General features: G+C 72.7%; 16 protein-coding genes and 2 pseudogenes. 9 read left to right on the top strand and 9 right to left on the bottom strand.

All coding sequences use genetic code 11. From position 1 onward, the window contains the following. Positions 1-352: 352 nt before the first annotated feature. Complete coding sequence (locus tag IE330_RS23845; RefSeq protein WP_190138143.1) at positions 353-994, bottom strand: DNA-3-methyladenine glycosylase; 642 nt, start codon at positions 992-994, stop codon at positions 353-355. Between the two features lie 217 nt (positions 995-1,211). On the opposite strand from IE330_RS23845, the gene IE330_RS23840 reads away from it, so the two are divergent. The 3 genes from IE330_RS23840 to IE330_RS23830 all read left to right on the top strand — a co-directional run bounded on the left by IE330_RS23840 (position 1,212) and on the right by IE330_RS23830 (position 3,346). Further along, positions 1,212-1,994 (top strand): sporulation protein, encoded by a 783-nt coding sequence (locus IE330_RS23840; RefSeq protein ID WP_190138142.1) that lies wholly within the window; start codon positions 1,212-1,214, stop codon positions 1,992-1,994. A 139-nt stretch (positions 1,995-2,133) separates the two neighbouring features. Next, on the top strand, positions 2,134-2,673 hold the full coding sequence (locus tag IE330_RS23835) for a YbhB/YbcL family Raf kinase inhibitor-like protein (protein WP_190138141.1): 540 nt from the start codon (positions 2,134-2,136) through the stop codon (positions 2,671-2,673). A 166-nt stretch (positions 2,674-2,839) separates the two neighbouring features. Further along, a complete protein-coding gene (locus IE330_RS23830; protein ID WP_190138140.1) occupies positions 2,840-3,346 on the top strand; it encodes an HNH endonuclease in 507 nt (168 codons plus the stop codon). 162 nt (positions 3,347-3,508) lie between these two features. Here IE330_RS23830 and IE330_RS23825 read toward each other — a convergent pair whose 3' ends face one another. The 3 genes from IE330_RS23825 to IE330_RS23815 form a co-directional block, all read right to left on the bottom strand. Then, positions 3,509-4,453, bottom strand: coding sequence for an SPFH domain-containing protein (locus tag IE330_RS23825; protein ID WP_190138139.1), 945 nt, complete (start codon positions 4,451-4,453; stop codon positions 3,509-3,511). Between the two features lie 218 nt (positions 4,454-4,671). Further along, entirely contained in the window at positions 4,672-5,100 is a 429-nt protein-coding gene (locus IE330_RS23820; RefSeq protein WP_190138138.1) for an NfeD family protein, read from the bottom strand. A gap of 46 nt (positions 5,101-5,146) precedes the next feature. Beyond that, positions 5,147-5,938: an ABC transporter ATP-binding protein gene (locus IE330_RS23815; protein WP_190138137.1), complete on the bottom strand. Its 792-nt coding sequence runs from the start codon at positions 5,936-5,938 to the stop codon at positions 5,147-5,149. Positions 5,939-6,067: 129 nt separating this feature from the next. Between IE330_RS23815 and IE330_RS23810 the strand changes: the two genes are divergently transcribed. Then, complete coding sequence (locus IE330_RS23810; protein ID WP_190138136.1) at positions 6,068-6,871, top strand: Rv1486c family protein; 804 nt, start codon at positions 6,068-6,070, stop codon at positions 6,869-6,871. Positions 6,872-7,105: 234 nt separating this feature from the next. On the opposite strand, the gene IE330_RS23805 is transcribed toward IE330_RS23810, so the two are convergent. The 4 genes from IE330_RS23805 to IE330_RS23790 all read right to left on the bottom strand — a co-directional run bounded on the left by IE330_RS23805 (position 7,106) and on the right by IE330_RS23790 (position 9,684). Then, a complete protein-coding gene (locus tag IE330_RS23805) occupies positions 7,106-7,342 on the bottom strand; it encodes a chaplin (RefSeq protein ID WP_190138135.1) in 237 nt (78 codons plus the stop codon). Between the two features lie 115 nt (positions 7,343-7,457). Further along, positions 7,458-7,703, bottom strand: a complete 246-nt coding sequence (locus tag IE330_RS23800) for a chaplin (RefSeq protein ID WP_190138134.1) — start codon at positions 7,701-7,703, stop codon at positions 7,458-7,460. 174 nt (positions 7,704-7,877) lie between these two features. Then, positions 7,878-8,546: a response regulator gene (locus IE330_RS23795; protein ID WP_190138133.1), complete on the bottom strand. Its 669-nt coding sequence runs from the start codon at positions 8,544-8,546 to the stop codon at positions 7,878-7,880. Next, the gene (locus IE330_RS23790) at positions 8,539-9,684 is read right to left on the bottom strand and encodes a GAF domain-containing sensor histidine kinase (RefSeq protein ID WP_190138132.1); all 1,146 of its coding nucleotides are present in this window, start codon (positions 9,682-9,684) and stop codon (positions 8,539-8,541) included. Before IE330_RS23790 ends, IE330_RS23795 begins: the two co-directional genes overlap by 8 nt. A gap of 273 nt (positions 9,685-9,957) precedes the next feature. Between IE330_RS23790 and IE330_RS23785 the strand changes: the two are divergent. The 3 genes and pseudogenes from IE330_RS23785 to IE330_RS23775 all read left to right on the top strand — a co-directional run. Continuing rightward, positions 9,958-10,452, top strand: a pseudogene (locus IE330_RS23785) (SDR family NAD(P)-dependent oxidoreductase); the annotation flags it as partial. Then, positions 10,449-11,529, top strand: a pseudogene (locus tag IE330_RS23780) (S-adenosylmethionine:tRNA ribosyltransferase-isomerase). The pseudogenes IE330_RS23785 and IE330_RS23780, both read left to right, overlap by 4 nt. A gap of 295 nt (positions 11,530-11,824) precedes the next feature. Continuing rightward, on the top strand, positions 11,825-12,511 hold the full coding sequence (locus tag IE330_RS23775) for a transglycosylase SLT domain-containing protein (RefSeq protein WP_190138130.1): 687 nt from the start codon (positions 11,825-11,827) through the stop codon (positions 12,509-12,511). 169 nt (positions 12,512-12,680) lie between these two features. Here IE330_RS23775 and IE330_RS23770 read toward each other — a convergent pair whose 3' ends face one another. Beyond that, entirely contained in the window at positions 12,681-15,419 is a 2,739-nt protein-coding gene (locus IE330_RS23770; RefSeq protein ID WP_190138129.1) for an ABC transporter ATP-binding protein/permease, read from the bottom strand. 545 nt (positions 15,420-15,964) lie between these two features. On the opposite strand from IE330_RS23770, the gene IE330_RS23765 reads away from it, so the two are divergent. Together IE330_RS23765 and serB are read left to right on the top strand one after the other, a co-directional pair. Next, positions 15,965-17,950 (top strand): streptophobe family protein, encoded by a 1,986-nt coding sequence (locus IE330_RS23765; RefSeq protein WP_190138128.1) that lies wholly within the window; start codon positions 15,965-15,967, stop codon positions 17,948-17,950. A gap of 459 nt (positions 17,951-18,409) precedes the next feature. Beyond that, positions 18,410-19,696, top strand: coding sequence for a phosphoserine phosphatase SerB (gene serB, locus IE330_RS23760; protein ID WP_229925873.1), 1,287 nt, complete (start codon positions 18,410-18,412; stop codon positions 19,694-19,696). Positions 19,697-19,780 lie beyond the last annotated feature (84 nt).

The raw sequence follows: 19,780 nt of genomic DNA, 5'->3' as shown, positions 1-19,780 counted from the left end.
CAAGGAACGGACGCTTCCTTTGTACTCACCCTCTCGGGCTTTCCTCCGGGCGCTTCCCTTCGGTATTTCGTGTTTCCAACCCTACCAGATCCGTTTTCCGTTCCGTTCCCGGTCGGAATTCATTTCCGGTGGCCGTTGGAGGGCCTTGCCTTTCGGCGTGTCCACTACGTTAGCGGATTCTCCCGGCGACTCATAATCGAGTCCGCGGCTTCGGATTTCGACATGCGGACATGCGAAATACGGCCCCGCTGAGGGGAAGTCGTAGGTAGTGGTTGGCCGCTTCCGGCTGCAGGCTGAACGCCGTACCCGGGTCAAGCGGCTCGGGCTACGTTACGGAACCGCCAACGCCGCGTCAAGTTCGGCGGCGGCGGGGGGTGTGGGCCCGATAAGGGCTGACGGTGGGGTCGTTGGCCTCCCAGAAGCGCCAGGGGTGGACGCTGCCCTCGCCCCCGACCCCCGTGCGCGGGCCGGTCTTGACCAGGTCGGGGTCGGTGGGGGTGCCGGCGAGGACGGTCAGCGGGGCCTCGGGGCCCGCGCAGAGGTCGGCGCCGTTGAGGGCGCGGTCCACGTCCAGGGCCGTGGCCAGGCGGGCGGGGCCTTTGGCCAGTTCCTTGTCGTTGCGGGCCGAGAGTCGACGGGTGCGGGCGAGGTCGGCGCCCTCGAGGACCTCACCGGCGCGCACCAGCACCCCGCTCGCGATGCCCTCCGGGCCGCACACGAAGTTGAGGCAGTGCCACATGCCGTAGGTGAAGTAGACGTACGCGTGGCCCGGCGGGCCGAACATCACGTCGTTGCGGGCCGTGCGGCCGCGATAGGCGTGGGAGCCGGGGTCGGCCTCCCCCGCGTACGCCTCGACCTCGGTCAGGCGCAGCGCGATCGGGCCGTCCGGTGAGTTGCGTACGAGGACGCGGCCGAGCAGGTCCGGAGCGACCTCCAGGACGGGCCGGTCGAAGAACTCCCGGGGCAGGGGCGTACGGTCAGGTGCCGCGATCATGCCGTACGAGCGTAGTACACCCGCGGTCGTATACCGGAAGCGTGCCGGTCCGGTGCCTACGGCCGGGCGGGGTCCGGCCGAGGACTTCTCGCCGGGCGGGCGGGCACGCGAGGGTGGGGGCGCGGAACCGGACACGCGCTGGTCGCGTTGGTAGGGATCGAAGTCGACGGTCCGTTGATCGAGTCGAACCACAGGCAGGGGCCTGGGGAGGAGAGTCATGGGGTTCAAGAAGCTGCTGGCGAGCCTGGGTGCCGGCGGTGCCTCCGTCGAGACGGTGCTGACCGAGGCCAACGTCGTGCCCGGCGGTGTCGTCCAGGGCGAGGTGCGCATCCAGGGCGGCTCGGTCGACCAGCGGATCGAGGGGCTCTCGGTGGGGCTCCAGGCCCGGGTCGAGGTCGAGGGGAACGACCAGGAGGTCAAGCAGGACGTCGAGTTCACCAAGCTGCGCCTGGGCGGTGCCTTCGAGCTGAAGGCGGAAGCGGTGCACGCGGTGCCGTTCGGCCTCGACATCCCCTGGGAGACGCCGGTCACCCACTTCGCGGGGCGCGAGCTGCACGGGATGAACCTCGGGGTGACGACGGAGCTGGCGATCGCCCGGGCCGTGGACTCCGGTGACCTCGACCCCATCCACGTGCACCCGCTGCCCGCGCAGCAGGCGATCCTGGACGCGTTCGGGCAGCTCGGCTTCCGGTTCAAGAGCGCCGACCTGGAGAAGGGGCACATCCGCGGCACGCGGCAGAAGCTGCCCTTCTACCAGGAGATCGAGTTCTTCCCGCCGGAGCAGTACCGCGGGCTCAACCAGGTGGAGCTGAGCTTCGTCGCCGACGAGCGCGAGATGGACGTCGTCCTGGAGATGGACAAGAAGCCCGGCCTGTTCAGCGAGGGCAGCGACTCGTACAAGGCGTTCAAGGTCGGTCTGAACGACTTCCAGGGCACGGACTGGGCCGCGTACCTGAACACGTGGCTGTCCGAGGTCGGCAGCCGTCGCAACTGGTTCTAGGTCGTCCTAGGCTCGTCGGACGGGGTGATCGGCAAGGATCGCCCCGCCTCGGGCAACCGTTGTCCGAAACGCATGTCCGAACCGGTTGCCCGAACCGCTTGTCCGAACCACTGGTCCGAACCGATCTGGAGGTGCCTACGTGACCGAGGTCAACAGGCCGCCGCTGCCGCACGACTTCCTTCCGCCCGTACCGTCGTTCACGGTCGTGAGCACGGACTTCGAGCCGGGCGCGACGCTGCCGGACGCTCAGGTGTACGCCGAGGGGAACACCTCGCCGCACCTGCGGTGGGAGGGGTTCCCGCCGGAGACGAAGAGCTTCGCCGTGACGTGCTTCGACCCGGACGCCCCGACGGGCAGCGGGTTCTGGCACTGGGTCGTGTTCGACATCCCGGCCTCGGTGACCGAGCTGCCGGCCGGTGCGGGCAGCGGCACGTTCGCGGGGCTTCCCGAGGGCGCGGTCCAGGTGCGCAACGACTACGGGACGAAGGACTTCGGGGGTGCCGCCCCGCCGGCCGGTGACCCGGCGCACCGCTACGTGTTCACCGTGTACGCCGTCGACCAGGAGAAGCTGGGCCCGGACGCGGACGCCTCGCCCGCCTTCGTCGGGTTCAACCTGCGGTTCCACACGCTCGCGCGGGCGCACGTCGTCGCCGAGTACGCGGCGCCCGCCGGGGACTGATCAGCCGCCGGTGCCCGCCGGCCGTTCACGGAACGTTTGCCCGCCTCTGGTCTTGGAAGTGATCAGGGGCGGGCATCTTTTATTGCGTTGTCCATCCCGGCGTGCCCGGCCAGAGTTGATCCAAGTCCGCCAGCGGGTGGGCCGGTGCACACGGGAGGTGGGCGGGATGCGGGACACGCTGGTCCTGAACGCGAGCTTCGAGCCGTTGTCGACGGTGACGCTGAACCGGGCCGTCGTGCTGGTGCTCCAGGACAAGGCCGTCGTCGAGCACGCCCACCCCGGGCTGCGGGTGCGCGCCGCCGACGTGGACCTTCCGGTGCCGCAGGTGATCCGGCTCTGCCGGTACGTCCGGGTGCCGTTCCGAAGACGCGCTCCCTGGTCGCGGCGGGGTGTGCTGGTGCGTGACCGGCACCGGTGCGCGTACTGCGGCAGGCGGGCGACGACCGTGGACCACGTGGTGCCGCGGTCGCAGGGCGGCGGGGACACCTGGCTCAACACGGTCGCGTCGTGCGCGCTCGACAACCACCGCAAGGCCGACCGGACGCCGGAGCAGGCGGGGATGCCGCTGCTGCGGCAGCCGTTCGAGCCGACGCCCGCGGACGCGATGCTGCTCGCGCTCGGCCGGGAGGGCCTGGCGGCGCTGCCCGACTGGCTGGCGCAGCCCGCCGCGTAGGCGCGTGGCACCGCGCCGGTGCGCGGACGACTCCGGGGGGCGCCCTCTTCGTGGAGGGCGCCCCCCTGCGTCGTACCGTACGCGCGTCGGTCCGTACGCCCGTCGGTGCGTGACGGGCCGCGTCCGTGCGGGTTGGTGCCCGGCGGCGCGCGGGAGTCCGCGTCAGTCGATGGGCGGCTGTTCGCGGCGCTCGACGCCGCTGGGGGTCTTGGGGGCGGCGGGGCCGCCGCCGACCGGGCCGAAGTTGCCGAGCGCGCCGCCGAGGCCCTTGAGGGCGTCGCCGATCTCGCTGGGCACGATCCAGAGCTTGTTGGCGTCGCCCTCGGCGATCTTCGGGAGCATCTGGAGGTACTGGTACGACAGGAGCTTCTGGTCGGGGTCGCCCGCGTGGATGGACTCGAAGACCGTGCGGATCGCCTGGGCCTCGCCCTCGGCGCGCAGGGCGGCGGCCCTGGCCTCACCCTCGGCGCGCAGGATCGCGGACTGCTTCTCACCCTCGGCGCGCAGGATCTCGGACTGGCGGACACCCTCGGCCTGGAGGATCGCGGCGCGCTTGTCGCGGTCGGCGCGCATCTGCTTCTCCATCGAGTCCTGGATGGAGGTGGGCGGCTCGATGGCCTTGAGCTCGACGCGGTTGACGCGGATGCCCCACTTGCCGGTGGCCTCGTCGAGGACGCCGCGCAGGGCCGCGTTGATCTCCTCGCGGGAGGTCAGGGTCCGCTCCAGGTCCATGCCGCCGATGATGTTGCGCAGCGTGGTGACGGTGAGCTGCTCGATCGCCTGGATGTAGCTGGCGACCTCGTAGGTGGCGGCCCGGGCGTCGGTGACCTGGTAGTAGATGACGGTGTCGATGTTCACGACCAGGTTGTCCTGAGTGATCACCGGCTGGGGCGGGAACGGCACGACCTGCTCGCGCAGGTCGATGCGGTTGCGGATGGAGTCGATGAACGGGACGACGATGTTCAGGCCGGCGTTGAGCGTGCGCGTGTAGCGGCCGAAGCGCTCCACGATGGCGGCGCTGGCCTGCGGGATGACCTGGATCGTCTTGATCAGGGCGATGAAGACCAGCACCACCAGAATGATCAGGACGATGATGATTGGTTCCATCGCGGTTCCCCACTACCCTTCGTGCTTCGGCGGTTCCGGAAGATCTTGACGTATCCGCTGCGAGTCTGTCAGAACGCCGCCTGCCCCGTGGGGCGTTCGGATCACCCCGGGGCGGCGCGGCGCCCGGCCGGGGCGCCCGGCGACCGGGCGCCGCGTGGCGGCCGGTGTCGTGCCTGCCGTGCCGTGCTGTGCCGTACCTGCCGCGCCCTGCCGTGCCGTCACATGACGACGGCGGTCGCTCCGTCGATCTCGACGACGTCCACCTGCTGGCCGGCCTCGAAGCTCTGCCCGGAGTCGAGCGGGCGCGCCGACCACACCTCCCCGGCGAGCTTGATGCGCCCGCCGGAGGCGTCGACGCGCTCCAGGACGACCGCCGACCTGCCCTTCAACGCGTCCACGCCGCTGGCCAGTTGGGGGCGCTGGGAGCGGTGCCGCGCCGCGATGGGGCGGACGACGGCGATCAGGGCGACGGAGACGGCGGCGAAGACGATCGTCTGCGCCGCCACCCCGCCGCCGAGGGCCGCGACCACGGCGGCCGCGACGGCGCCGACGGCGAGCATGCCGAACTCCGGCATCGCGGTCATTACCAGCGGGATTCCCAGGCCGACCGCGCCGACCAGCCACCACACCCATGCGTCGATGTCCACATGGTCATGGTAGGGCCGCGACTCCGGTCACGGACAGGGCGTCAGGTCAGCCGAGCGGCAGGCCCTGGGCGGTCCAGCGGTCGCCGCGCTGCTCGACGACCAGCGGCAGGCCGAAGCAGAGGGAGAGGTTGCGCGAGGTCAGCTCCAGCTCCAGCGGGCCGGCGGCGAGGACCTTGCCCTGACGGATCATCAGTACGTGGGTGAAGCCGGGGGCGATCTCCTCGACGTGGTGCGTGACCATGAGCATCGAGGGGGCGATGGGGTCGCGCGCGAGGCGGCCGAGGCGGCGCACGAGGTCCTCGCGGCCGCCGAGGTCGAGCCCGGCGGCGGGCTCGTCGAGGAGCAGCAGCTCGGGGTCGGTCATCAGGGCGCGGGCGATGAGGGTGCGCTTGCGCTCGCCCTCGGACAGCGTGCCGAACTTGCGGTCCAGGTAGTCGCTCATGCCGAGGCGGTCGAGGAAGGCGCGGGCGCGCTGCTCGTCGATGTCCTCGTAGTCCTCGCGCCAGCCCGCCGTCATGCCGTACGCGGCCGTGAGGACGGTCTGCAGGACGGTCTGGGCCTTGGGGAGCTTGTCGGCCATGGCCATGCCCGCCATGCCGATGCGGGGGCGCAGCTCGAACACGTCGACCTTGCCGAGGCGTTCGCCGAGGATGGTGGCGGTGCCCTTGCTGGGGAAGAGGTAGCTGGACGCGACGTTGAGGAGGGTGGTCTTGCCGGCGCCGTTCGGGCCGAGGATGACCCAGCGCTCCCCCTCCTTGACCGACCAGGAGACCTGGTCCACCAGAGCCCGGCCCCCGCGGACCACGGATACGTCCTCAAGCTCCAGTACTTCGCTCATGAGCGCGGTCTCTCCCATTGCAGTCTCGGCTGTCGCGTGCGTCCTTGGTCAGGGTGGACGCGCCCCCGGATAAAACCTACGCCACCGGCCGGGCGTTCCCGTGCCGAGGCCGGTCCTTAGGCTGGGTCCATGCTCTCGGAACCACGCTCAGGACGCTTGGCCGCCTGGGGAAACGCCCTTTTGGCCGGACTTGTCTCGCCCGACGACGCGGTGCACGCCATCGTCGGGGAGGACGCGGTGCACCGGGTCGAGGGGCTGCCCGGGGAGGCGGGGCCCGTCGGTCTGTCGCTCGCGCTCGGGCGGTTGCGGGCCCTCGGGGTGAGGGGGCTGCGGGTGGCGCTGCCCGTGCCGGGGCACCCGCTGGGGCTGAGCGGGCCGCCCGCCTTCAATGAGCGCGCGCTGGAGGCCGAGGAGGCCGTGGTCGCCTCCGGGGCGGCGTACGGGCTCGTGCCGGAGGTGTACGAGGCGGGCCCCGACGGCCCGGCGGACGCCGCGGACGTCCATGTGGAGGTGGTGTGGCACTGCCTTCCCGTACGGGAGGCGCCGCCCGCGGACGTGCCGTCGCTGGGCGAGGCGGAGCGGGAGCTCGCGGAGGCGATGCGGGAGGCCACGCGGGTCCTGTCGCGGCTCGACGTGGCGGCCTCGGGGCCGGTCGCGGAGGCGGCGCTCGACGCCTACCGGGCGCGGGCCGAGCGGGGGCGCGAGCTGCTCGCGCCGGGGTACCCGGCGCGCGCGGTGCGGGTCCTGGAGCTGGCGCAGCGCGTGGGGCTGCTGGTGTCGATGGCGTACGACCACGGGCACGGCGGGGCGGTGAGCGCCGGGGAGATGGCGGCGCGGGCCCAGGCGCTGCGGCCGGTGGAGCGGACGGCTCGGCGGGCGCAGGTGGCCGCGTACAACTCGTACGTCGAGGTGCTTGAGGGAGGGCGGGGGTAGGGGGCGCGGCTGCTGCTGGGTGCGCCGGTGGGCGGGGGGCGCCGTTGTGGCCTGGCCTTGCGCTCCGAGGGCTGCCGTCGGGCCTGGCTGCACGCTCCGGGGGCCGCCGTCGGGCTCGGCTTTACGCTCCGGGGGCCGACCTGCTGCTCGTCCGTGCGTGGAGGCGGGGGCCGGGACGTGCGGGACCCCGCGGACCGGTGGGGTCGCGGGGTCCTGTGCCCGTGGTGTCACGGGTCAGTGGTTCACCGTCCGCTCGGCGACGGCCGGGTTGTGGGCGCCGACCACGTTCGCGCTGAGGCCCGTGACGTTCACCGGGACGTCGGCGGGGACCTGGAGGATGTTGCCGGAGGCGATGCCCGGGGAGTTCGTGGCCCTGCCGTCGGCGTCGGCGGCCAAGGCCGCTGTGGCGGAGGCGCCGACGGCGAGGCCTGCGACGGCTACGGCCAGGGCGGCCTTCTTGGCGATGCTCATGGGGTGTGTTCCTTCTGCTGGCGCTGGTGGGGCGAGGCGCCCCGGGCCGCGGGGCCCGGGGCGGTGCGGAGCGGGACGTCGCGCGGCTGACGGGGGGCGAGCCGCGCGACGGCCGTCAGACGTTCTCGCAGACGTTCCCGAAGGTGGGGTTCAGGGCGCCGACAACGGTGATGGTGTTGCCGCAGAAGTTCACGGGCACGTGGACGGGGGCCTGGGTCACGTTGCCGGAGAGGATGCCCGGCGAGTTCTTGGCGAGGCCGTCGGCGTGCGCGCCGCCGTGGGCGGAGGCGACACCGGCGCCGGCGGCGAGCAGTCCGCCGGCCACCATCGTGACGGCCGCGACCTTCTTCATGTTCTTCACTGCTGAAACCCTCCTAGCGGAAGCCGCGGCGCCTCGCCGCAGCACGCACTGGAGAACGGCCGGTGTGATCGGGGGATGCGCCATTTGGGGGACATCCACACGACGGTATGAATCTCAGCCCGGAAGGCGACGGCCCGTACTGACCGCCCCGGCGTGCGCGCCGGGGCGGTCGGGTCAGCCCGTCACGCCGTGGCGTACGGCCCAGAGCGCCGCCTGGGTGCGGTCGGCCAGGTCGAGCTTCATGAGGATGTTCGACACGTGGGTCTTGACGGTCTTCTCGGAGAGGACGAGGGCGCGGGCGATCTCGCGGTTGGAGCGGCCGTCCGCTATCAGGCCGAGCACCTCGCGCTCCCGCTCGGTGAGCGAGCTGCCCCTGCCGTGCGTGCCGTTGGCCTCCTCCTGGGACAGGAGGGCGCCCGCCACCTCCGGCTGGAGCAGGACGTGCCCGGCGTGCACGGAACGGATGGCGCCGGCGAGGGCGTCGGGGTCGACGTCCTTATAGACGTACCCCGCGGCGCCCGCGCGCAGGGCGGGCACGACCGTGCGCTGCTCGGTGAAGCTGGTGACGATGAGCACGCGCGCGGGGTTGGCCAGCTCCCGCAGCTTCCGCAGCGCCTCGACGCCGTCCATGCCGGGCATCTTGACGTCCATCAGGACGACGTCCGGCTTCAGCTCCTCGGCGTACGCCACGCCCTCGGCGCCGTCCGACGCCTCGCCGACGACCTCGATGTCGTCCTGGACCTCCAGGAACGTGCGCAGGCCGCGGCGCACCACCTGGTGGTCGTCGACCAGGAGTACCCGGATCCGCCCTGGGACCGGGGCCGCAGCTTCGTTCTCAGCCACCGGGAACCTCCATCTCGATCGTCGTGCCCTTGCCGGGCTGTGATGTCACGGTCAGCCGTCCGCCGACCCCGCCGGCCCGGTCCCGCATGGAGACCAGGCCCAAGTGCCTTCCGGCGCGGCGCGTCGCGCGCGGGTCGAATCCCCGGCCGTCGTCCGTGACCCGCAGCACCGCTCCAGGGCCGCTCCGCTCCAGGGTGACCGCGACGTGGTCGGCCGCGGCGTGCCGCAGGGCGTTGTGCAGGGCCTCCTGGGCGACGCGCAGCATGGCCTCCTCCTGGGCGGCGGGCAGGGCGCGCACGCCGGCGCTCTCGAAGGTGACCCGCGCGGAGTGGGCCCGGTCCAGGACCTGGATGTGTGTACGCAGGGTCGCGACGAGGCCGTCCTCGTCCAGGGCGGCGGGGCGCAGCTCCACCACCGCCGCGCGGAGCTCGTCGGCCGCCTCGGCGGCGAGGGCGGCGACCTGCTGGAGCTCGCCCTTGGCGCGGGCCGGGTCGCGGTCGACCAGGGCGGTGGCGGCCTGGGCGGTCAGGCGCAGCGAGAACAGCTTCTGGCTGACGGCGTCGTGCAGCTCGTGGGCGAGGCGGGAGCGCTCCTCGGCGATGGTCAGCTCGCGGCTGCGCTCGTACAGGCGGGCGTTGGTCAGGGCGATGGCCGCGTGCTGGGCGAGGATCGACAGCAGTTCCTCGTCGTCCTCGTCGAAGCCGCAGCCGCCTTCGGGCTTGGCGCAGTTCTTGTTCGCCAGGAACAGGGCGCCGAGCGTCTCGTCGCCGTACCGGATGGGCAGGCCGAGGAAGTCGGACATGTCCGGGTGGGCGGCCGGCCAGCCCTCGAAGCGGGGGTCCTCGCGGACGTCGGCGAGCCGCTCGGGCTCGGCCTTCTGGAGCATGGCGGCGAGGATGCCGTGCTGGCGCGGCAGCGGGCCGATGGCCTTCCACTGCTCGTCGCTGACGCCGTCGACGACGAACTGGGCGAAGCCGCCGTGGTCGTCGGGGACCCCCAGGGCCGCGTACTCCGCGTCGAGCAGCTCGCGGGCGGAGGCGACGATCGTCTTGAGGACGTCGCGCACCTCGAGCTGGCTGCTCATGGCGAGCAGCGCCGAGCTCACCGCGTACAGCCCGGACCGGGGACCTTGACTCATGACGCCACCGTACCGGCGGGGTGTGACAGCGCGTATCCGACCTGTGGCCGCCGGGAGCTAGGGCGCAGGGCCTAGGTCGAAGGGCCTCGCATCACGGGCCCCGGGGGCCGCCCGGCGCCGTAGGACGAAGGGACCTGCCGTGCTGCGCCCGGCGTCCGAGGCGCCGGGGCGGGAGGCGTTCCTAGCGTGGAGCCACCGGGCGCCGGGGGCGGCCGGGCGCCCCGGTGGGACGGACGGGCGCACCGACGGTCCGGCGGGCCACCGGCGGAATGCGCCAGGGGGCTCGGTCGGTGGAACAGGGAGATGGCACCGAACAACGCGAGCGCGCTCGGCGCGGAGCCGCTGGTGCGCCTGGACGCGCAGGCGCTGGACGGCTTGCGGCAGGCCCTCGAGACGAACGTGGTGGCCCCGCTCGGGCTGGTGCAGGAGGCGCTGCCGCTGCTGCGGGCCTCGCGCGCGGGCGGCGCGGTGGTCAACGTGAGCTCCGACGCGGCGGCGGAGGCGTACGCGACGTGGGGCGGGTACGGGGCGTCGAAGGCCGCGCTGGACCAGCTCACGGCGGTGCTCGCCGAGGAGGAGCCGGGGCTGCGGGTGTGGGCCGTGGACCCCGGGGACATGCGGACGGACCTGTACCAGGCGGCGGTGCCCACCGACGACGACACGGGGCGGCCGCTGCCGGAGACGGTCGTGCCGGCGTTCCTGCGGCTGCTCGACGAGCGGCCGGCGAGCGGGCGCCACGCGGCCGCGTCGCTGCTGGTGGCGTCATGACCGTGGCGGTGCGGGTGCCGGAGGGCCTGCACGCGGCGCTGCCCGTGGAGCAGCGGCGGCGCGGGCTGCGCCGGGACTCCGTACGGCTGCTGGTCTCGTACGGCACCGAGGTCGCGCACCACGCGTTCACGGAGCTGTCGGAGCTGCTGCGCGCCGGTGACCTGCTGGTGGTGAACACCTCGCCCACGCTGCCCGCGGCGGTGGACGGACGGCTGGGGCACGCGCGCGTGGTGGTGCACTTCTCGACGCTCGGGCCGGACGGGCGGTGGGCCGTGGAGCTGCGGGAGCCGGACGGGAAGGGGACCACGCGCGCGTGCGGGCGGACCGCCGGGGGCGGTGGTCGAGCTGCCGGGGGATGTGCGCCTGGTGTGCGAGGAGCCGCTGGGCGCGGACGGCGCCCGGCTGTGGTGGGCGCGGGTGCCGGTGGACGCGCCGACCTTCCTGCGCCGCCACGGGCGCCCGATCCGGTACTCCTACACAGAGCGGGACCAGCCGCTGCCCGTGTACCAGACGGTGTTCGCGCTGCCGTCCGCCGACGGCGGGGGCAGCGCGGAGATGCCGAGCGCGGCGCGTCCGTTCACCGCGCGCCTGGTGACGCGGCTCGTGAGCCGGGGCGTGCAGTTCGCGCCGGTGCGCCTCGACACGGGGGTGGCCTCGCCGGAGGCGCACGAGCCGCCGTACCCGGAGCGCTTCGCGGTGCCGGAGGCGTCGGCCCGGCTGATCAACGCCGCCCGGGCGGGCGGGGGCCGGGTGGTCGCCGTGGGGACGACGGCCGTACGGGCCGTGGAGTCGGCGGCCGGGCCGGACGGGCTGGTGCGGGCGGCGGCCGGGCGCACGGGGCTCGTGGTGACGCCGGAGCGGGGGGTGCGGGTGGTGGACGGCCTGCTCACCGGGTTGCACGAGCCGGGGGCCTCGCACCTGCTGATGCCGGCGGCGGTCGCGGGGCGGGCGGCGGTGGAGCGGGGTTATGCCGAGGCGGTACGCCGTCTCTACCTGTGGCACGAGTTCGGCGACGCCCATCTCCTCCTGCCGGAGGAGTTTGCTCACGGTGAGCATTGCTCCAGCAACTGCCGGTGAGACTGTTACACGACCGATGTGAGCCCGCGCATAGGGCGCACATCACGTACGAAGCTCGTTAGTGGGCGGCAGTGAGCAGTAAAGGGAGGCTAAAGCGGGGTGTCGGGGGCGGGGCCGCACCCCCTGATCCACTATCGCGGATCGTACGTCACACCGTTGCCCCAGATTTTTGCGCCAGCTAAGAATTGCTCCCGTCGCTCGACGCCGCGGTCCTCGCACCGCGGCGTTTTGCCGGAAGCATCCAGTCCCCCGCCGGCGCCAGAGCGGCCTCCCGACACGAAGAGGTCCACTCCGCATGTCCAAGTCCGTCCCCTCTGGTCATAGTCGCTCCTCCCTGACCAGGGCCCAGAAGTTCTCGGTCGCCGGTGTCGCCACGCTCGGCGCCGCCGCCCTCGCCTTCTCCGTCGTGCCGGGCAGCTCCGAGGCCGACGTCCGCACCGAGGCGCTCGGCACGCACGCCGCCTCCTGGTCCATGCCGGCGCAGGCGCAGCAGGCGGTCCACGAGAACGTCAGCAAGCAGCAGGCCGCCGCCGACAAGCGGGCCCAGGACGCCGCCGCGCGCAAGAAGGCCGAGGACGAGGCCGCCGCGAAGAAGAAGGCCGAGGACGAGCGCCGCGCCAAGACGGTCGCGAGCCGCGCGGCCGTGCGCAAGCCGGTCTACGCCAACAACCTGGACGGCTGGATCCGCCAGGCCCTCGACATCATGAAGGCCAAGGGCATCCCCGGCTCGTACGAGGGCCTGCACCGCAACATCATGCGGGAGTCCACGGGCAATCCGAACGCCGTCAACGGCTGGGACATCAACGCCCAGCGCGGCACCCCGTCGATCGGCCTGCTCCAGGTCATCCAGCCGACGTTCACCGCGTACCACGTCGCGGGCACCTCGACGAACATCTACGACCCGGTCGCCAACATCACGGCCGCCGCCAACTACGCGGCGCACCGGTACGGCTCGATCGACAACGTCAACGGCGCCTACTGAGTCCGCACCTCCTGGACCGGACCTCTTCAGAGGCCGCGCTCGCAGACGCCGAAGGGCGGCACCCCGCACGGGGTGCCGCCCTTCTTCGCGTACGGACCGCGCGTACGGACCGCGCGTACGGACCGCACGTACGGGCGCCTCGCCCGTGTCGCGCTCGTGCCGCGGGGGTCTACTTGCGCATGACCTCCGGCTCGTGGCGGCGCAGGAAGCGGGCCACGAGGAAGCCGCAGAACGCGCCGAGGGCGAGCAGGGCGGCCATGTCGATGACGTAGGCGCCGGCCTCGTGGTCCCAGATCGGGTCGGTGCTGCCGGGGTCGTCCGGGTTGGGGCTGATCTTGTTGAAGTCCAGCGTGGTGCCGGCGGCGGCCACCGCCCAGCGCGACGGCATCAGGTACGAGAACTCGTTGACGCCGACCGTGCCGTGCAGGATGAACAGGCAGCCGGTGAACACGACCTGGATGATCGCGAACATCACCAGCAGCGGCATGGTCTTCTCGGCGGTCTTCACCAGGGCCGAGATGATCAGGCCGAACATCATCGAGGTGAAGCCGAGCGCCATGATCGGCAGGGAGAGTTCGAGCAGCACCTGGCCGCCCAGGACCAGGCCCTCGTCCGGGAGCTCGCGGGAGGAGAAGCCGATCGCGCCGACGAGCGCGCCCTGGAGCGCGGTGATGAAGCCGAGCACGATGACCTTGGACATCAGGTACGCGGAGCGCGACAGGCCGGTCGCGCGCTCCCGCTCGTAGATCACCCGCTCCTTGATCAGCTCGCGGACGGAGTTCGCGGCGCCCGCGAAGCAGGCGCCGACCGCGAGGATCAGCAGCACCGTGGTGGCCGTGCCGTTCGGGATGATCTTGCCGGTCTGCGGGTTCACGTTCGGCAGCAGACCCTTGTCCGGGTCGATGAGCAGGCTCACCGCGCCGAGCACCGCGGGCAGGATCAGCATCAGCGCCATGAAGCCCTTGTCGGACGCGATGACCGACACGTAGCGGCGGATCAGGGTGATGAGCTGCGAGCCCCAGCCCTGCGGCTTGGGCGGCTTGATCGCCTGGGCCGGCGGCATGTGGACGGGCTGCGCGGCGACGGCGTCGATGTCCGCGGCGTACATCTGGTAGTGCTGCGAGCCCTTCCAGCGGCCCGCCCAGTCGTAGTCGCGGTAGTTCTCGAAGGCGGAGAAGACGTCGGCCCAGGTGTCGTACCCGAAGAAGTTCAGGGCCTCCTCGGGCGGGCCGAAGTACGCCACCGAGCCGCCCGGCGCCATCACGAGCAGCTTGTCGCACAAGGCCAGCTCGGCCACCGAGTGCGTGACGACGAGGACCGTGCGGCCGTCGTCGGCGAGGCCGCGCAGAAGCTGCATGACGTCGCGGTCCATGCCCGGGTCGAGGCCCGACGTGGGCTCGTCCAGGAAGATCAGCGAGGGCTTGGTGAGCAGCTCCAGGGCCACCGACACGCGCTTGCGCTGGCCGCCGGAGAGGGAGGTGACCTTCTTGTCCTTGTGGATGTCGAGCTTCAGCTCGCGCAGCACCTCGTCTATGCGCTGGGCGCGCTCCTGCTCGCTGGTGTCGGCGGGGAAGCGCAGCTTGGCCGCGTACTTCAGCGCCTTCTTGACGGTCAGCTCCTTGTGCAGGATGTCGTCCTGCGGGACCAGGCCGATGCGCTGGCGCAGCTCGGCGAACTGCTTGTACAGGTTCCGGTTGTCGTACAGGACGTCGCCCTGGTTGGCGGGCCGGTAGCCGGTGAGCGCCTTGAGCAGGGTGGACTTGCCGGATCCCGACGGGCCGATGACCGCGATCAGGGACTTCTCCGGGACGCCGAAGGAGACGTCCTTGAGGATCTGCTTGCCGCCGTCGACCGTGACGGTCAGGTGGCGCGCGGAGAAGGAGACGTCACCGGTGTCGACGAACTCCTCCAGGCGGTCGCCCACCAGGCGGAACGTGGAGTGGCCGACGCCCACGATGTCGTTCGGGCCGATGAGGACCGTCGACGACTTCGCGATCGGCATGCCGTTGACGTACGTGCCGTTGTGCGAGCCGAGGTCGCGCAGCTCGAAGCGGCCGTCGGGCGTCGCCGTGAACTCGGCGTGCAGCCGCGAGACCTGGAGGTCCGAGACCACCAGCTCGTTCTCCAGGGCGCGGCCGATGCGCATCTTTCGGCCAAGCGAGAACTGGTGGTACGTGGTCGGGCTGCGGTCGCCGTAGACCGGCGGGGCCCCCGCCGCGCCGCCGGCCCCCGCGCCCGCTCCCCCGCCCGGACCCTGCTGCTGCGGCACCTGGGCCTGCTGCGGCTGCGGCGCCTGCTGGGCTTGCGGCGCTTGCTGCTGCGGGACCTGCTGCTGCCAGGGCTGCTGGTGCGGGGCCTGCTGCTGCATCTGCTGATGCGGGGCCTGCTGCTGCATCTGCTGATGCGGGGCTTGCTGGTGCATCTGCTGGTGCGGAGCTTGCTGGTGCTGCTGGTACTGCGGGGCCTGGTGCTGCTGCTGAGCCTGGTGCTGCGGCTGCGCGGCCCAGCCCGGGGCCTCCTGGTGGCCCGGCGCGGCATGCCCGGGGGCCTGCTGCGGCGCGGCGTGCTGCGCCTGCTGCTGCGCGCCCGGCGCGGCCACGGCGGCGGCTCCGGGCCCTCCGCCGGACAGCGCGAGGCGCGGGCCGTCGGTGGCGTTGCCCAGGTGGATCACCGAGCCGGGGCCGACCTCGACCTGGTGGATCCGCTGCCCCTGCAGGAAGGTGCCGTTGGTCGAGCCGTGGTCCTCGATGACCCAGCTCCGGCCGCTCCAACTGATCGTCGCGTGCCGCCAGGAGACCCTGGCGTCGTCGAGCGCGATGTCACCCTGCGGATCGCGTCCGAGGGTGTATGTCCGGGACGAATCAAGCGTCCAGGACCTGCCATTCAATTCCAGTACGAGTTCCGGCACTCCATGCCCCACTGAGTTGTCCCCCGAGTTGCCCCCATCATGGGGAGTCTAGGGATGTCGAACATCGGGAGGAACTATTTCAGGCGGAGGCCGGTGACCGAAAGTCGGGCCTTGTGAAGACTGCGTACGGGGCACTATGACGGCCCCGTTGACGGGGAAGATATCGCCCCGGAAAGTGGTAAGGGCTCTCAGCGAGTACGGATAGCGAGCATGTCGCGCATATCGGCCATGACGGCCATGACACCTGAAAACCGCCCATGATACCGATATCGTTCGCGGCGCCCGTGGATTCCGCGGTGCGGATGTCGTTCGTGGCGTCGGTGCCGGGGTTGTGTGGGTGCTGGTGCCGTGGGTGGCATGGGTGCCGTGGGCGCCGTGGGCGGCATGGGTGGCATGGGTGGCATGGGTGGCAGCGGTGACGTAGCCGCGTCGGTGTCGCGGGCGCACCGGTGTCACGGGCGCACCGGTGCCGTCGGTGGCGTCCGCGGTGTGTGCCCGCCGTGTCCGTACGCCGAGGGCGACGCGCTCTGAGCTCGGGGGGTCTGATGGGCAGCGACGGGTACGAGAGCGAGCGGCGGAGCGTGCCCTGGGGGGACGTCCTGGTCTCCGCGGTCGCGGCGGTGAGCTGGGCGCTGATCGGCATGGCGGGCACGGCCGCGCTCGGTCTGCACCTGCTCGGCGCGGACGCGGCGGGTGCGCTCGGGCCGATGACGGCGGCGGCCGTCGCCCTGGGTGTCGGCGGCTCCGTGACTCCGTCCGGTGATATGTCGGCCTTCGGATTGAGGGGTGCCGAGGCGACTACGGCCGTCGACGTGGCGCCGCTGGGCGTGGGCCTTGTGGGTGCGGTCCTCCTCGCCTTCTTCTTTTTGCGGTCCCTGCGCGGCGCGGGAGTCGTGATCTCGCCCGCCGAACTCGCCGCGCGGGCGGGTACGGTCATCGCCCTCTTCGTCGCGATGCTCGGCGGTCTCGCCTGGGCGGGTCACGACGTCATCACGATCGACGGCGGACAGCTCGGCATCGACAAAGGAATTGACAAGGGAATCGACAAAGGGCTCGACGAGCTTCCCGGAGGCATCGGCGACCGCATTCCCGACGGCCTCAAGGACATCGGCGGCATCGGGGACATCGGCGGCCTGCTCCCGGACCGGCTGCGCGACCTCGTCGAGGCGGAGGCGAAGGTCGGCTTCACCGTGGACACCGGCGCCACCCTGCTCGGTGGCGCGATCTGGGCGGCCGTGGTGCTGCTCATCGCGCTGCTCGCCGCCCGCCGCGCGCCGCTGCCGCCCGGCTGCGAGAGCCTGCACCGCGTGCTGCGGCCCGCGGCGTCCGCGCTGGTCTCGGTCGTCCTGATGGCCGTGGTGGCGGGCCTTGCCGCGGCGGCGTACGCGGCGATCGGCGACGGCCACCCCAAGCGGGTCGTGGGCGGCGCGCTCCTCGGCACCCCGAACGGCGTCTTCCTCGGCCTGCCCGTCGGCCTCTTCGTCCCGTACGACGGTGAGGCCTCCGGCACCCTGACCCGCTTCCTGCCGGACCCGGTCGACGACCTGCTGCGGGACTCCGACGCCCCCCTGACACTGGGGCGGCTCGCGGAGTTCGACGGACGGGTGTGGCTCCTGGGGGTCGCGGCGGCGGTGATGATGCTGTTCGCGGGGGTGCTGACGGCGGTACGAAGCCCGCTGGCGCGGGGGCGCGAGAGCGACGGGGCGGGCCCGCCCGCGGCCGGAAGCCCACCTGCCGGTGCCGCCTTCGTCGTGCGGTGCGCGCTGATGCTGGGCGCGGTCACCGCGGTGGCGCTGCCGCTGATGGCATGGCTGACCGGGGTGTCCGCGGACGCCTCGCTCTCGGTGCTCGGCTTCGACGCGTTCGGGGCGCGGCTGGAGCTGCGCGGGGACCTCGCCATGGCCGCGCTGCTCGGGGCCGCGTGGGGAGCGGGGGCCGGGGCCGCCGGGGCGGTGCTGGCACGGGCCACGAGGGCGGCGGGCAGCCGCGCGGCACCGGCCGCGTCGGGTCCGCCCCGGGCCGCGGACGAGGCTCCGGTCCCGGCGCAGGTGCCGGGCCCCTACCGGCAGAGCACGCCGTACCGGCCGCCGCGGGCGGAGACGAACCCGTACCTGGTGCCTCCTCCGGGGGCGGGCGGGGCGCCTCCCGCGAAAGGCCGGACTCCTCCGGGGGCGGGCGGGGCGCCGGGTGCGAGGGGGCCGCGGGGTGGCGGTGGGCCGCGGAGTGGCGGTGGGCCGCGGGGTGCTGGTGCTGGTGCTGGTGCTGGTGCTGGTGAGGTACCGGGTACCAGTGGGGCGCCGACGGTGATCGGGCCGGTGGTGCCGGGCCCCGGGCCGGGCCGGGGTTCAGGGCCGGGGCGGGGGCCGGTGCCGGGCAGGGGGTCCAGGGCGGGAGCGGAGCCCGACTCGGGTGCGGGGCGAGGTTCGGACGAGCCGGAGCGGGGCCGTCAGGGCCCGAGGAAGTGGCCGCCGCCACCTCCTCCACCGCCGCCGCCACCGCCCGGGGCGGAACCCCCGAGGCGGAGAGGCTGAGGGCCCGCGGACGGGGCTGCCCGGAGCCCGGCGCTGCGCCCGCCTCCGCTGGAGAACGCGCCTCCGCAGGCGGAGGCCGTCGGCTCTCCGCTCGGCTCCTTGCTTGCGGCGGTTAGGGCGGGAGGACACCACGTAACCGCAGGTGAGGAAGCTGGGGCTGCTGCGCGCGGGCGGGGATGCGCCGCGAAGCGGAGGCAGCGGGCTCGTACTCCGAGGATGCCCAGCCGACGTGGGAGCGCGAGGAGAGGGCACTGGGAAGCGGCCGGGGAAGGGGCGGCCCGCCGCGCCCCTCGTACCGGACGAGCGGAGGCGCGAGGCCCTCGCGGAGCCGCGGGAGAAGCCCGGGCGGATGCGGGGTGAGGGGCAGGGAGCGTGGGGGTGACAAGGGGGTGCGGAGGTGTCCGGCACCTGGACACCCCCACGCCGCGCCCGGAACCGCCAGCTACCGTGGGGATCACCATGAGTGCCTCCACGCCCCCCGCGCCCCCCGGCGCGAGTGTGCCCTCCGGTGCCCCTGCGCCGGCGGACACGCCCGCGCAGACGGGTGCCGCCACCGACGTCCCCACCCTCCTTGTCAAGATCTTCGGCAAGGACCGCCCGGGCATCACCGCCGGACTGTTCGACACGCTCGCCGCGTACTCCGTGGACGTCGTCGACATCGAGCAGGTCGTGACCCGTGGCCGGATAGTGCTGTGCGCGCTGATCACCGCGCCTCCGACCGGCCTCGAAGGGAGTCTGCGGGCCACCGTCCACTCCTGGGCGGAGTCGCAGAAGCTCCAGGCCGAGATCATCTCGGGCCGGGGCGACAACCGCCCGCGCGGGCTCGGCCGGTCCCTCGTCACGGTGCTCGGACACCCGCTCACCGCCGAGTCGACCGCCGCCATCGCCGCGAGCATCACGGCGACCGGCGGCAACATCGACCGCATCTTCCGCCTCGCCAAGTACCCCGTCACCGCCGTGGAGTTCGCGGTGTCCGGTACGGAGACCGAGCCGCTGCGCACGGCGCTCGCGCTGGAGGCCGCGGCGCTCGGGGTGGACGTCGCGGTCGTCGCCGCGGGACTGCACCGGCGCGCGCAGCGCCTGGTCGTGATGGACGTCGACTCGACGCTGATCCAGGACGAGGTGATCGAGCTCTTCGCCGCGCACGCCGGGTGCGAGGAGGAGGTCGCGGAGGTGACCTCGGCCGCGATGCGCGGCGAGCTGGACTTCGAGCAGTCGCTGCACGCGCGCGTCTCGCTCCTCGCGGGGCTCGACGCCTCGGTGGTGGACAAGGTGCGCGCGGAGGTGCAGCTCACCCCCGGCGCGCGGACCCTCATCCGCACGCTCAAGCGCCTGGGCTACCAAGTCGGCGTCGTGTCGGGCGGGTTCACCCAGGTCACGGACGACCTGAAGGAGCGTCTCGGCCTGGACTTCGCCCACGCCAACACCCTGGAGATCGTCGACGGCAAGCTCACCGGCAAGGTGACCGGCGAGGTCGTGGACCGGGCGGGCAAGGCCCGGCTGCTGCGCCGGTTCGCCCACGAAGCGGGCGTGCCGCTGGAGCAGACCGTCGCGATCGGCGACGGCGCGAACGACCTCGACATGCTCAACACGGCCGGTCTCGGCGTCGCCTTCAACGCCAAGCCGATGGTCCGCGAAGCCGCGCACACGGCCGTCAACGTGCCGTTCCTCGACACCGTGCTGTACCTGCTCGGGATCACACGCGAAGAGGTCGAGGCCGCGGACATGCACCTGGACCACGAGTAGCAGCCCCGGGGGTGGGGGCCCTCCCCCGCCCCCTCCCTCCTACTCCAGCCCCAGCTCCAGCTAGCCACCACACATCAGCCATCG

The sequence above is a fragment of the Streptomyces longispororuber genome, assembly GCF_014656095.1.
GTDB classification, from domain to species: Bacteria; Actinomycetota; Actinomycetes; order Streptomycetales; family Streptomycetaceae; genus Streptomyces; species Streptomyces longispororuber.
This window is presented reverse-complemented; position numbering and strand designations above follow the sequence as displayed.

Coding starts and splice junctions, on each gene's coding strand:
- IE330_RS23840 (WP_190138142.1), top strand. CDS start 1,212: ATGGGGTTCAAGAAGCTGCTGGCGAGCCTGGGTGCCGGCGGTGCCTCC.
- IE330_RS23845 (WP_190138143.1), bottom strand. CDS start 994: ATGATCGCGGCACCTGACCGTACGCCCCTGCCCCGGGAGTTCTTCGAC.
- IE330_RS23825 (WP_190138139.1), bottom strand. CDS start 4,453: ATGGAACCAATCATCATCGTCCTGATCATTCTGGTGGTGCTGGTCTTC.
- IE330_RS23810 (WP_190138136.1), top strand. CDS start 6,068: ATGCTCTCGGAACCACGCTCAGGACGCTTGGCCGCCTGGGGAAACGCC.
- IE330_RS23805 (WP_190138135.1), bottom strand. CDS start 7,342: ATGAGCATCGCCAAGAAGGCCGCCCTGGCCGTAGCCGTCGCAGGCCTC.
- IE330_RS23815 (WP_190138137.1), bottom strand. CDS start 5,938: ATGAGCGAAGTACTGGAGCTTGAGGACGTATCCGTGGTCCGCGGGGGC.
- IE330_RS23790 (WP_190138132.1), bottom strand. CDS start 9,684: ATGAGTCAAGGTCCCCGGTCCGGGCTGTACGCGGTGAGCTCGGCGCTG.
- serB (WP_229925873.1), top strand. CDS start 18,410: ATGAGTGCCTCCACGCCCCCCGCGCCCCCCGGCGCGAGTGTGCCCTCC.
- IE330_RS23765 (WP_190138128.1), top strand. CDS start 15,965: ATGGGCAGCGACGGGTACGAGAGCGAGCGGCGGAGCGTGCCCTGGGGG.
- IE330_RS23830 (WP_190138140.1), top strand. CDS start 2,840: ATGCGGGACACGCTGGTCCTGAACGCGAGCTTCGAGCCGTTGTCGACG.
- IE330_RS23775 (WP_190138130.1), top strand. CDS start 11,825: ATGTCCAAGTCCGTCCCCTCTGGTCATAGTCGCTCCTCCCTGACCAGG.